Source organism: Gemmatimonadota bacterium (assembly GCA_016713785.1).
Taxonomy (GTDB): Bacteria; Gemmatimonadota; Gemmatimonadetes; order Gemmatimonadales; family GWC2-71-9; genus JADJOM01.
Window position 1 is genome coordinate 2125342 of the sequence record JADJOM010000003.1, and the last position, 12481, is coordinate 2137822.

The window sequence follows — 12481 nt, forward strand, 5'->3', positions numbered from 1 at the left end:
CCCGCCCGTGCGGTGGCCCACGCGTTGCCAGTCTTTCACGTACGCCCGGGATCGCCAGCGCAGCGCCGCGCATCCCGCGCCTCTCACGGGGAATTGCATGGTGTCGCAGTACCACAACAGTCCCGCCTTCGTCCTGCCGATGGGCACCCTCCTCTCCGGACGTTTCCGGCTGCAGCGGGAGATCGGTCGCGGCCGCGCCGCGACGGTCTACCTGGCCTTCGACACCCAGCGCGCCACCGAGGTGGCGGTGCGGGTGGTCCGGCTGGCCACGCAGGAGCAGGCTCGCCTGCGCCGGGAGGTGTTCGCCGCCTGGGACATCGCGCACGACCACATCGTGCGGGTGCACGGCTGCTTCGAGGAGGGGGAGCTCAGCTGCGTGGTCATGGACCACGTGCAGGGCCTCGATCTGGGCCGCCGGGTCGTCGAGCGCGGGCCGCTGACCAGCGACGAGGCTTCGGCGGTGGGCCGTGGTATCGCGCTGGCGCTGCGCGCGGCCCACCGCCGCGGGATCCTCCACCGCCACGTCTCACCCGGCAATATCCTGATCGGGGGCGAGACCCGGGCCTGCCTCGCCGACTTCGGCTCGGCCGGCGCGGGGGCGCCGGCGGGAAGCGGCCGCGACTTCCAGGCGCCGGAGGTGATCTCGGGCCAGGCCGCGGACGCGCGCGCCGACGTCTACAGCCTCGGCATGTGCCTCTATTATGGACTGACGGGGCGCCTCCCGGTCCGGCAGGACCCCAGCCGGCCACCGCTCCCCGCCGCCGATGGCCATCGGCCGGCCAGGTGGGTCCCAGGCATCCCGGCGTGGCTGGACGAGGCCGTGGCGGTCGCCACCGCCGCGCTCCCGGCGGACCGCTACGGTTCAGCCGGGCGCCTGGCGGAGGTCCTCACCCCGGGGCCTGTCACGGACTTCAGCTCCCTGCCCGCGGCCATTAGCCTTCGGGCGTGAGCACCGAGCGCCTCTACTACACCGACAGCTACCTGACACGGTTCGAGGGGACGGTCCAGGGCCGGGCGGAGGATGGCCGGCGGATCGTGCTCGACCGCACCGCGTTCTACCCCACCTCCGGCGGCCAGCCCCACGATCTCGGCACCCTCAACGGCATCCCCGTCCTCGACGTCCTGGACGAGGGTGAGACGATCGTGCACCGCCTCGCCGCGCCACTCGCGGCCGACCACGTGGCCGGCGAGGTCGACTGGTCCCGCCGCTTCGACCACATGCAGCAGCACACCGGCCAGCATCTCCTCTCGGCGGTGCTGGAGGAGCTGTTCGGGTACCGCACGGTGAGCGTCCATTTCGGCGCCGTGTACGCCACCCTCGACCTCGACGCGGGCGCGCTGCCCCCGGACCAGGTGCGGCAGGCGGAGGCGCGGGCCAACGCCATCGTCGCCGAGAACCGGCCGCTTTCGGTGGCGTTCGAGGAGGCCGCGACGGCCAGCGGCCTGCGAAAGGCCTCGGAACGGGAGGGACTGCTCCGGATCGTGACGATCCAGGGGCTGGACCGGAGTGCCTGCGGTGGCACCCACGTCCGCGCCACCGGCGAGGTCGGGCCGATCGTGGTCCGTGGGGTGGAGCGGGTCAAGCAGCAGGTGCGGCTGGAGTTCCGCTGCGGCGGCCGGGCGGTGGCCCGCGCCCGCGCGGACTTCGACCTCCTCTCGGGCATCGCCGCCCACTGCTCCGCGGGGATCGACGACCTTGCGGCGGTGCTCGAGAAGCAGCGGGGCGACCTCTCCGCCGCCCAGGCCGAACGACGGAAGCTCGAGGAGGCGCTGCACGGCTACCGCGCCGGTGAGTTGTATCACGCGGCCGCGCCGGACGCCGCGGGCCGCCGCACCATCCTCCTCGCCGAGACGGGGAGCCTCGAGAGCCTGCGTGGCCTGGCCCAGGCGCTGATAGCCCGGCCGGGTGTGCTGGTGGTGGGGACCCTGGCCAGTCCGCCGACGGTACTGCTGGCCACCTCCGCCGACACCGGCGTCGATGCGGGGGCCCGGCTCAAGCCGCTGCTCGCCGAGGTGGGGGGACGCGGCGGGGGCAGTGCCCGCGTCGCGCAGGGCACCGCCCCCTCGTCCGACCTGCTCGCGCAGGTGGTGCGGACGCTCGCCGGCTAGTTCCGGACCGCCTCCACGGCGATCTCCAGCTCCACCTCATCCCCCAGCAGGCTGCCGCGATCGACCACCTGGTTCCAGGTGATGCCGTAGTCGTGCCGGTTGATGACGGCGGTGCCGTCGAAGGCGATGCGTTCCTTGTCGTTCTGGTCCGGCCCGAGCCCCAGGTACTGCCCGCGGAAGACCACCGGGTGGGTGTGCCCCTTGATGGTCAGCAGTCCGCTCATCTCGAACTTGCTGTCCTCGGCCACGATCCCGGTGCTCTCGAAGGTGATCTCCGGGAAGCTGTCCGTGGCGAAGAAGCGGGGGGAGCGGAGGTCGGCGTCCCGCCCATCATTATTGGTATCGATGCTCCGGCTGCGGATGACGATGTTCACCGTGCCCTTCTGCCAGTCCGTCCCGCGGGTGACGATCACCCCCGACCACTCGGTGAACTGCCCCCGGACCCGGCCCAGCAGGTGGCGGACCCGGAATCCCACCTCGGAGTGGGTCGGGTCCACCCGCCACGCCGTCCCGGCCGGCTGCCGGGTAAAGGTGCGGCCCTGGGTCTGGCCCCGGGCGTTGGCCCGGACCGTGTCCGGATGCTGCGCCGCCTGGGCCGCCAGGCCGAGGGGCAGCAGCCCCGCCAGCGCCACCAGTACCAGCTTCCTCGCCATCCCACGCATCGTTCCACTCCCTTGGATTGATCGGTTCGCCGCACAGGCTCGGCGGCAACATGCGCGCCGTCCCCGGAAGCGGGCATGGGCGGGGGATGTGACGCGGTTCACACCGGCTTCATGGAAACTTGTCATGGAGCGGACGGGAAAACGTCATCCAAGTTGTTAGGCCGCTCCATCTCCGCCCCCTATCATGGCGCCGTCCCCTTGCTGGATCGCCGCGCGCATGTTCCCGAGGCACCCCTATCCCACCGGCCCGCCCCCCAGGGCGGAGACACGGCGTCCCTCCGCGCGGCACCCGAGCCGCCGGCCGGGGCGACGGGAAGCCAGTCACCCGACTCGGGGAGTGCGTGCAGTCCCACACCGAAAGCGAGTACCTCCCATGCGTGCCATCTACGGCCCCACCACGGGCGGCGCGTGGCTCCTGACCGCGATCCTGGTCACCAGCGCGTGCCGTTCCGAACCCGCCACCCCGCGTTCCGCGGGCCTCGACCGCCAGCTGCAGGAGCTGAGCCTCGGCGCCGAGCGCGACAGCCTCCTCCTGGAGGTCGCGGCAAATGCCCGCCTCCTCGCCGACCTCGAGGCCGAACTGGCGACGTCGGCGCCCAAGCCCCGGCCGGGGCAGCCGGAGTCCCCGGCCCTGGAAGTGACCAAGGACACCCGCACCATCGTGCTGGAGCGGGTGCAGGCCCTGACCGGCCGCCTCAAGGCGGCGGAAACCCAGCTGGCGCAGAGCGAGCGCCGGGCCCGCCGCCTCACCCGGGCGGTCGACAGCCTCGGCACCGGGCTGACCGCCGCGAAGAGCACCATCACCGACCTGGTGGAGATCGTGGGCCAGCAGCGGGAGCAGGTGACGGCGCTCACCACCCAGGTCGAGGCGCTCACCACCGTGGCGCTCACCCTGGATGACAGCGTCCGCCACCTGACCGACGACCGGAACACCGCGTACTTCGTGGTGGGTACCCGGGAGGAGCTGCTGCAGAAGGGCGTGCTGGTGGAGGATGGGCATCGCGCCATCCCGCTGGTGGGGCGGCGCGGCGTGTCGCCGGCGCGGGACCTGCCGCTGGGCGAGTTCACCAGCATCGACCGCGCGGCGATCCACGAGATTCCGCTGCCGCGGGTGGGACAGAAGTACCGGATCGTGTCGCGGCAGAACCTGGCCCACCTCACCTCGTGGGTCGGCGACCGCAGCACGGTCAAGGACCGGATCGCCATCGGCGACGCGGACCGCTTCTGGGAACCGAGCCGGTACCTGATTGTCGTGGAGCGCTAGGGCGGCAAGGCGGCAGGGCGGCCGGGCGGTCACGCCTTGCCGCCCTATCGCCGCGGCTTGGCCCGCCGGGTGGGTTCCGCGTCCAGCGGATCGTCGGGCCAGTGGTGCTTCGGGTACCTGCCCTTCATGTCCTTCTGCACGTCGAAATAGCTGGTGCGCCAGAAGCCCGCGAGGTCGCGGGTCACCTGCACCGGCCGGTGCGCCGGCGAGAGCAGGTGCATCGTGACCGGCACCGCCCCGCCGCCGACCCGTGGCGTCTCCTCCAGCCCGAACACCTCCTGCAGCCGCACCGCCAGCACCGGGGCCGCCGGGTCGGCGTAGTCCACGCGGACGCGGGAGCCGGTGGGCACGGTGAGGTGGGTCGGGGCCACCGCCTCGAGCCGCCGCCGCTCCTCCCAGCCGAGCAGCGTGAGCAGCGCGGCACCAAGGTCCAGGCGGTCGAGATCCGCGCGCCGGCGCACCGCGCCGAGCAGCGGGCCGAGCCAGTCCTCGAGCCGCTCGAGCAGCACGGCATCGTCCACCGCCGGCCAACTGCCGCCGAGGTGCCGGTGACAGAACGCCAGCCGCTGCCGCAGCTCGACGGCGGCGGGGTCCCACCGCAGCCGGCCGAGCCCCTCCCGGCGCACCTGCCCGGCGACGGCGGCCTGGAGCAGCGCCGGGTCGGGGTCACGCAGCGGCTTCTCCTCCAGCACGATCGCCCCCAGCCGCTGGCGCCGGACCGCCAGCAGCAGGTCGGCCTGGGGATCCCACGAGACGGCATCCTCGGCGGTCACCTGGTCGGCGAAGAGCGCGAGCACCTCGGCGCGCTCGATCGCGGTGCCGAGCCAGATCCGCGCCTCGCGCGGGTTGCCGTCGAGCTCGGCGGCCACCACCCACTCGCTCAGCAGCAGCGACGGCGCGGTGGTGAACGCCCCCTGCCCGTTCCGGAGCAGGAACCGACCCCCCTGCCCCGCGCGCCGCAGCCCCACGCGATCGGGGTAGGCGAGCGCCAGCAGGGCGCCCACCGAGGCGGGGCCCCCGCCGCTCCCCCCGGCGCCGGCCTCGGCGCGCAGCTGGCGTTCCCATTCCCGCGTCTCGGCACGCACCCGCTGCAGCGTGCCCCGGTCCACCGTGAGGCCGTGGACCATCGCGGGGGTGTCGCGCTGCGCCACCAGGTCGAGCCGGAGCTGGAGCTCGGGGTCGCCCTCGCCGGGCGGGGCGCGCAGGATGTCACGCTCCTCGAGCAGCGCGGCGAGCCGGGCCGCCTCGGGCAGCGCGCCGCGCGCTGCCCCGGCGAGGAGCAGGTGCGCCAGCCGCGGATGGGTGCCGAGCGCGGCCATGCGGCGCCCGTGCGGGGTGATGGCGCCGGCGCCATCGACGGCGCCGAGCTCCGCGAGCAGGGTGCGCGCTTCGGCCAGCGCGCCGGCCGGTGGAGGGTCGAGCCAGGTGAGGCGGGCGGGATCGGCGATTCCGGCGGCGGCGAGCTCCAGCGCGAGGGGCGCGAGGTCGGCCTCGAGGATCTCGGGCGTGGCGCGCGGGAGCAGCGCCTGGTCCTCGCCCGCGGCCCAGAGCCGGTAGCAGACGCCCGGCGCGGTGCGGCCGGCCCGGCCCCGCCGCTGGTCGGCCGAGGCGCGCGAGACGCGCACCGTCGTGAGCCGGGTCATCCCGGAGCGGGCCGCGTACCGCGGGACCCTCGAGAGACCGCTGTCGATCACCACCCGGACCCCCTCGATGGTCAGGCTGGTCTCGGCGATGGCGGTGGCGAGCACCACCTTCCGCCGGCCGGCGGGGCTGGGCTGGATCGCCGCGTCCTGCGCCTCGCCGGAGAGCAGGCCGTGGAGCGGGTAGAGGTCGGTCCCGGGGCGGGCGGCGATTTCCTCGGCGAGCAGCTCTGCCGTTCGCCGGATCTCCGCCTGCCCCGGCAGGAACACCAGCACATCGCCGGGCTCCTCGGCCAGGGCCTGGCGGACGGCGGCGGCGGTGGCCGGTTCCACCCACGTGTCGGGCCGTCGCGGCAGGTAGCGCGTGGTGACGGGGTGGCTCCGGCCTTCGCTCGTGAGCACCGGCGCGCCACCCAGCAGCGTGGCCACCGCGGCGCCGTCGATGGTGGCCGACATCACCAGCAGCCGCAGGTCGGGCCGCAGCACCGCGCGCGACTCGAGCACCAGCGCCAGGCCCAGGTCGGCGTGCAGGCTCCGCTCATGGAACTCGTCGAAGATGACGATACCGGCCTCAGCGAGCTCCGGGTCGTGCTGCACCATGCGGGTCAGGATGCCCTCGGTCAGCACCTCGATCCGGGTGCGGGGACCGATCGCGGTGTCGCGACGCACCCGATAGCCCACCGTCTCGCCCACCCGCTCGCCGAGGAGGGAGGCCATCCGGCGCGCGGCGGCGCGGGCGGCCAGTCGCCGGGGCTCGAGCAGCAGGATCTTCCGCCCGGCCAGGCCGGGCGCGGACAGCAGGTCGAGGGGGACGAGGGTGGTCTTGCCGGCCCCGGGAGGCGCCTGGAGGACGGCCAGTCCGCGGTCGGCCAGGGCGCGGCGCAGGTCGGGCAGGACCGGGGTGATGGGAAGGACGGGCAGGGGCACGCGTTAAAGGATAGCGTCCCACCCGCTTGATGCATCTCCCGGCCGACATACCTTCCCGGGAGATCTGACCCGTCCCCGGAGGTTGCCGTGACCGAAGCCCTGACGCCGGAACGCCCGCACAGCGAGCAGATCGACGTCTTCGGGGTGTCGCACCCCGGGCGCGTCCGGACCGAGAACCAGGATCATTTCCTGGTGGGCAGCATCCACAAGACCATGAACGTGCTGCAGTCGAGCCTGCCGGAGGAGTCGCTGGGCGAGCTGCGCAGCCCCTCGCGGGGGTTCGTGTTCCTGGTGGCCGACGGCGTGGGCGGGGTGCCGGGCGGGCAGGAGGCGAGCCGGACCGCCCTCCGCGCGATCGTGGACTACGTGCTGCGCATGATGGACCTGTACGTGCAGATGGATCCCGACGTGGAGCCGGTCTTCCTGGCCGACCTGGTGCGGTCGGTGCAGCGCAGCCACGAGGCGGTCCGGGCCGCGGGCGAGGGTGACGAGGAGCGCGCGGGGATGGCCACCACGCTCACCATGGTCTGCATCCGCTGGCCGCGCGGCTACCTCGTGCACGTCGGGGACAGCCGGTGCTACCGGCTGCGGGAGGGGAAGCTGGAGCTGCTTACCCGGGACCAGACCATGGCCCAGGCCATGGTCGACGCCGGCGCGCTCTCGGAGGACCAGGCCGAGCGTTCCAGCCTCAAGCACGTGCTCTACAGCGCGCTGGGTGCCACCCGGGCGGAGCCGTTCACCCTCGCCACCGACGTGCGCTGGGACGACGTCATGCTGCTGTGCAGCGACGGGGTCACCAAGCACGTCACCGACGACGAACTTCGTGAGGCGCTGCTGCGTTCCACCAGCGCCGAGGCCACCGCCCGGGAACTGCTCGCCCTCGCGCTCGAGCGCGGTGGCAGCGACAACACCACCCTGATCGTTGGACGGCTGCGCCGTCCCGCTCAGCCGTAACGGAGGGAACCCGCGCCCGGTGGGCGGGTACCCGCGGACAGACCATGCGCACCTTGACCATCCTGCGGGAACTGCTGCCGCTGACCCTGAGCCTTGTCCGGGACCAGCGGCGGTTCCTGTACTTCGGGGGCCCGGTCACCCGGTCACCCGCCTTCCACACCCGTCGCGCCGATCGGATGGTGGCCGCCCTCGGCCGGCTGGGGCCCACCTTCGTGAAGATGGGCCAGGTCTTCGCCGGCCGGAACGACCTCCTGACCGAGCCCTACGCCCGGGCGTTCGCCACCCTCACCGACCGGGTGCCGCCGATCGCCTTCGGCGAGGTGGAGCGGGTCATCCTCGAGAGCTACGGCCGGCCCTACACCGAGCTGTTCGAGTTCTTCGATCCCCAGCCGATCGCCGCCGCCTCCCTGGGCCAGGTGCACCGGGCCCGCTACCAGGGGAAGGAAGTGGCGGTGAAGGTGCTCCGCCCGGGCGTGGCGGAGCTGGTGGACCAGGACATCGTGTCCGCCCGCCGGATCCTCCGGGTGGCCACCCGCTGGTTCGACCACCCGCACCTGCGGGGGCTGCGCACCGCGGTCGAGGAGTTCGCCCTCCGCATCCACGAGGAGATGGACTTCCGGCTCGAGGGCGCCAACGCCATGGAGTTCGGCCGGCGCTTCGCGGGCATCCGCGGCATCCGGATCCCGGGCGTGATCGAGGAGATGATCCGGGAACAGGTGCTGGTGCTCGAGTACTGCGAGGGCGACCGGGTGGACCAGCTGCACGACCGCATCGCCCGCGGGGAGATCCAGCCCGATACGGTGGTCCGCCGGGTGCTCGAGCTCTACATCCGGATGATGCTCATGGACGGCCTGTTCCACGCCGATCCGCACCCCGGCAACGTCCTGCTCGCCCCCGACGGCGCCCTGGTGCTGGTGGACTTCGGGATGGTCGTCAAGGTGAGCCGCGCCCGGCGCCGCCAGATCCTCGACACCGCCCTCGCCTCGATCCGCCGCGATCCCGAGGGGGTGGTCGACGGCTTCTTCGCCCTGGGCATGGTGGAGCCCGGCACCGAGCGGGCCCGGATCCGCGCCCTCGCCGACGCCATGCTCGCGCTGGCCGACCGCCGGACCACCGCCACCGAGCGGATCGAGTACCTGAGCCAGCAGCTGCTCTCCGAGATGTACGACTGGCCCATCGTCCTCCCGGGCGACCTGGTCTACTTTGCCCGGACCGCCGCCCTGATCGAGGGGCTGGGCACCTGCTACGACGCCACCTTCAACCCGCTGCTGGTGGCCACGCCGATCCTCTTCGAGCTGCGCCCCCAGATTCTGGCCGCCCTGGCCGACGGCGAGGCCCCCCGCGCCGCCGACTGGACCCGGGAATTCGGGGACTTCCTGAGCCGCGCGGGCGGGATTCTCCGCCGGGCCGGCGAGGAGCTCAAGCTGCTGGTGGGGGAGAAGATCTTCCTGGGGGTGAAGCAGCGCTGAAGGAACCTTCAGGGGGGCGTCACCGCCCGGTCACCCCCCCGGTGCTATGGTCCCTCCGAGCCCCAACGGGAGGCGGCCATGTTGGACGTGCTGGTGGCCTCGAATCCCCGGCGACAGGCAGGTTTCGCCGAACTTGCGACCTCGACGACCCTCCACACCGGCCTGCTGTTCCTCGTCATCCTCACCACCCATACCGCGGTGCAGACGGTCCGGGAGATCGTGGCGGACACCACGCTCGTCTTCCTGCCACGGCTGGCGGCCCCGCAGGTCGACCGGAGCCCGCACCCGGGCGGCGGGGGCCGCGGGGGTGGCGGCAGCGAAGGCGCCCTCATCATCACCACCAATCCTCCGGCCCGCGGCTTCCAGGTGATCGATGCCATCGGCGCCATCCCCACCGACATCCCCCCGGTGGACCCGAACATGCGCGCGATCGACGCGCGCGACTTCACCGGGCGTGGCGTGGAAGGCGGCGTGGGCTGGGGCGTGGTGGGCGGCAAGGGGCCGGCCGACCAGCCGCCGGCGGAGATCGCGGAGCTGCTCTACAGCGCCGAGACCCGCGACGTCCGGTTCGTGCCGGCGGAGCTGGTCGAGCGGCCGGAGTTCCGCTTCCCGCCCATCCTGCTCGACGCCGGCGTGCCGGGACGCGCCGTGATCCAGTTCGTGATCGACACCCTGGGCCGGGTGGAGCCGGCGAGCCTCGAGGTCCTGGAGAAGACCCACGAGGCGTTCGGCACGGCGGCCAAGGAAGGGGTGCTGCAGGCCCGGTTCGAGCCGGCGCGCTACGGCGGCCACCCGGTGCGCCAGCTGAGCAAGTGGCCGGTGCGGTTCGCCCTCACCAGCAACTGACGCCCCCCCGACGCACGAAGGCCCGCACGGATGTGCGGGCCTTCGTCGCTGCGGCGGGGGGGGGGGGCCTCAGCTGCGTTCCACCCGGACCCGGCCGCGGGTGGCGGGCGCGGGGGTCTTCCACTGGAAGTCGCGCTCCCGCTCCGGCGCCTTCCAGCTGAGGGTCTGCTTCTTCTGCTTGCGCATGATCTCGAGCTTGGCGGTCTCGCCGGTGTCGTAGCTGCCGAGGATCCGGCGGGCGTGCGCCTCGGAGGTCGGGACCCGGCCGTCGATCGAGAGGATCACGTCGCCGGCGCGGAGTTCCGAGCCGTCGGCGGCCGCCCGGAGGACCAGGATCCCCTCCTTCGTCCCGAAGTACTCGCCCAGCTCGGGGCTCAGCTCGGCCAGCTCCAGGCCGTCCGCGCGCCGCATGAAGACCCGTACGTCGCCGGGCCCGTGGTCAAGCATCATCCGGGGCATCTCGCCGGGGCCGAGGCGCATCTCGTTCATCTCGGGCATCTCGAAGCGGAAGCCGCGGGCCAGGTTCACCCCACCGAGGTCGGCGGCGATGATCTTCGCCTTCCGGCTGTCGCCGCCGCGGCGGTACTCGACGTCCACGGTGTCGCCGGGCTCGAGCTTGCCGGCCAGCTCCACCAGGCGGGCGCCGGGCCCGCCCTCGTCGTCGCCGCTCGCGCCGGCGAGCGACACGCCGTGGAACCGGGTGATGATGTCGCCCGCCTTGAGGCCGGCCTTGTCGGCGGGGCCGTCGTCGGTCACCTCCTTGACGGTGGCGCCGAGCTTGTCGTTGTCACGGCCGGCGCGCATGTCGACGGTGACGCCGATGCGGGGACGGCCGGCGGTGAAGCTGTAGACCCGCATGGGGCCGTCGTCGTGCTCCTGGGCGGCGAGCGGGGTGGCCGGCGCGAAGGCCGGTGCGAGCGAGGCGAGGACGACGAGGGTCCCGGACCAGCGGCGGTGCATGGTGGCTCCAGTGAGCAGGGTTCGCCGGAAGGGATGCGGGGGGCCGGGGAAGGGTCGCAGCCCCCTCCCCCGGGCCCGGCCGGGGACCTACCTTGCGTCACCCTCTCTCCCCACCCCCGCATGCTCAACTACATCTGGGCCGGGCTCATCATCCTGAGCCTCGTGTTCGCGCTGGTCACCGACGTGGGGGAACTCTCCCGCGACACCTACCGCAACGGACAGCCGGTGCCGGTGGCGCTGGCCTTCCCGGGCGGCTACGACCCCGCCGCCCGGAGCGTACCGGTGCGGGTGCGGCTGGACAGCGCCACACTGGCCGGCCACTACGGCCGGGCGCTCGCGCTGGCCCCCGACTATCCGGGGGAGCTGCTGCAGAACGCCGACGGCCGCGAGCTCCGCTTCGCGAAGGACGCGACGCTGCCGGAGCCGCTCGCCACCATCCGGGGCATGACCTCCGAGCGCGACAACGACCTGCGCGGGCGCCTGGCGCTCGCCGCGGCGGCCGGTGACACGCTCGCGCCGGCGTCGGTCGCCTTCACCCCGGTGCGGTTCGTGAAGATGGTGGCCATCAGCAAGGCGGCCATCGAGTTCGCCAAGACCGCCGTGACGCTGGCCCTGGGCCTGGTCGGGGTGATCGCGCTGTGGCTCGGCATGCTCCGCATCGCCGACAAGGCGGGCCTCATCAACGTCATCGTACGGGTGGCCGAGCCGGTCTTCCGGCCGCTCTTCCCCGAGATCCCCAAGGGGCACCCGGCCCTCGGGTTCATCGTGCTCAACCTCTCGGCCAACGTCCTCGGGCTGGGCAACGCCGCCACCCCCATGGGCATCAAGGCCATGGAGGAGCTGCAGAAGCTCAACCCGAAGCAGGACACCGCCACCAACTCGATGGTCATGCTGCTCGCCCTCAACACCGCCAGCGTGCAGATCGTGCCGCCGGTGCTGCTGGTGGCGATCATGGGGCTGCAGATCAACCAGCTCTTCTTCTCCATCCTGCTGTGCACCGGACTGTCGCTGGTGGTGGGGATCGCCTCCGTGAAGCTGCTGGGCCGGCTCCGCGGCTACCGCGAGAGCGACCCGATGCGCGCCCCCGCCACCGGGGAGGGCTGAGCCATGGAAGCCTTCCGCGCCGGGCTCGACGTGCTGGCGGTGTTCATCATCCCGCTGATCATCATCGGATTCCCGCTCTACGGGCTGTACCGGCGGGTGCCGGTGTACGAGGAGTTCGTGGCCGGGGCCAAGGAGGGCTTCCAGGTGGCGGTGAACATCATCCCCTACCTGGTGGCCATCCTCTTCGCGGTGGGGATGTTCCGCGCCTCGGGGGCGATGGACTTCCTGGTGGAGGGGCTCCGGCCGGTGCTGGCGCCCCTCGGGGTGCCGCCGGAGACGCTGCCGATGTGGATCGTGCGGCCGCTCACGGGGAGCGGGTCGGCGGGCATCATGCTGGACCTGATCAAGCAGTACGGCGAGGACTCGCTGATCGTGAAGATGGCGGCGACGATGTTCGGCTCCACCGAGACGACCTTCTACGTGATCGCGGTGTACTTCGGGGCGGTGAACATCCGCAAGACCCGCCACGCGGTGCCCGCGGGCCTGATCGCGGACATCTCGGCGATGTTCTTCGCGGTGTACGTGGTGCGCTGGCTGTTCGGTTGA

The 12481-nt window shown here is 72.9% G+C and carries 11 protein-coding genes; 8 read left to right on the forward strand and 3 right to left on the reverse strand.

Features of this window, described 5'->3' with window-relative positions; genetic code table 11:
• The first annotated feature begins 97 nt into the window (after positions 1–97).
• Both IPJ95_17595 and IPJ95_17600 read left to right on the forward strand, forming a co-directional pair.
• Positions 98–949 (forward strand): serine/threonine protein kinase, encoded by an 852-nt coding sequence (locus IPJ95_17595; GenBank protein ID MBK7925417.1) that lies wholly within the window; start codon positions 98–100, stop codon positions 947–949.
• Positions 946–2109 (forward strand): alanyl-tRNA editing protein, encoded by a 1164-nt coding sequence (locus tag IPJ95_17600; protein MBK7925418.1) that lies wholly within the window; start codon positions 946–948, stop codon positions 2107–2109. Before IPJ95_17595 ends, IPJ95_17600 begins: the two co-directional genes overlap by 4 nt.
• On the opposite strand, the gene IPJ95_17605 is transcribed toward IPJ95_17600, so the two are convergent.
• Complete coding sequence (locus IPJ95_17605) at positions 2106–2762, reverse strand: YceI family protein (protein MBK7925419.1); 657 nt, start codon at positions 2760–2762, stop codon at positions 2106–2108. The genes IPJ95_17600 and IPJ95_17605 overlap by 4 nt on opposite strands.
• Before the next feature lie 382 nt (positions 2763–3144).
• Between IPJ95_17605 and IPJ95_17610 the strand changes: the two genes are divergently transcribed.
• Positions 3145–4035, forward strand: coding sequence for a hypothetical protein (locus IPJ95_17610; protein MBK7925420.1), 891 nt, complete (start codon positions 3145–3147; stop codon positions 4033–4035).
• Positions 4036–4079: 44 nt separating this feature from the next.
• Here the strand turns inward: IPJ95_17610 and hrpB are convergent, their stop codons facing one another.
• On the reverse strand, positions 4080–6596 hold the full coding sequence (gene hrpB / locus IPJ95_17615; protein ID MBK7925421.1) for an ATP-dependent helicase HrpB: 2517 nt from the start codon (positions 6594–6596) through the stop codon (positions 4080–4082).
• A gap of 93 nt (positions 6597–6689) precedes the next feature.
• Here hrpB and IPJ95_17620 point away from each other — a divergent pair, with 93 nt between their 5' ends.
• From IPJ95_17620 to IPJ95_17630, 3 genes are all read left to right on the forward strand, one after another.
• Positions 6690–7556 carry a serine/threonine-protein phosphatase gene (locus IPJ95_17620; protein MBK7925422.1) on the forward strand — a complete coding sequence of 289 codons (867 nt, stop codon included), beginning with the start codon at positions 6690–6692 and terminating at the stop codon, positions 7554–7556.
• A gap of 44 nt (positions 7557–7600) precedes the next feature.
• Positions 7601–9025 carry an AarF/ABC1/UbiB kinase family protein gene (locus IPJ95_17625; protein MBK7925423.1) on the forward strand — a complete coding sequence of 475 codons (1425 nt, stop codon included), beginning with the start codon at positions 7601–7603 and terminating at the stop codon, positions 9023–9025.
• A 78-nt stretch (positions 9026–9103) separates the two neighbouring features.
• On the forward strand, positions 9104–9871 hold the full coding sequence (locus tag IPJ95_17630; protein MBK7925424.1) for a TonB family protein: 768 nt from the start codon (positions 9104–9106) through the stop codon (positions 9869–9871).
• Positions 9872–9940: 69 nt separating this feature from the next.
• On the opposite strand, the gene IPJ95_17635 is transcribed toward IPJ95_17630, so the two are convergent.
• A complete protein-coding gene (locus IPJ95_17635) occupies positions 9941–10831 on the reverse strand; it encodes a PDZ domain-containing protein (GenBank protein ID MBK7925425.1) in 891 nt (296 codons plus the stop codon).
• A gap of 120 nt (positions 10832–10951) precedes the next feature.
• On the opposite strand from IPJ95_17635, the gene IPJ95_17640 reads away from it, so the two are divergent.
• Positions 10952–11935, forward strand: a complete 984-nt coding sequence (locus IPJ95_17640) for a nucleoside recognition protein (protein MBK7925426.1) — start codon at positions 10952–10954, stop codon at positions 11933–11935.
• Positions 11936–11938: 3 nt separating this feature from the next.
• A complete protein-coding gene (locus IPJ95_17645) occupies positions 11939–12481 on the forward strand; it encodes a spore maturation protein (protein ID MBK7925427.1) in 543 nt (180 codons plus the stop codon).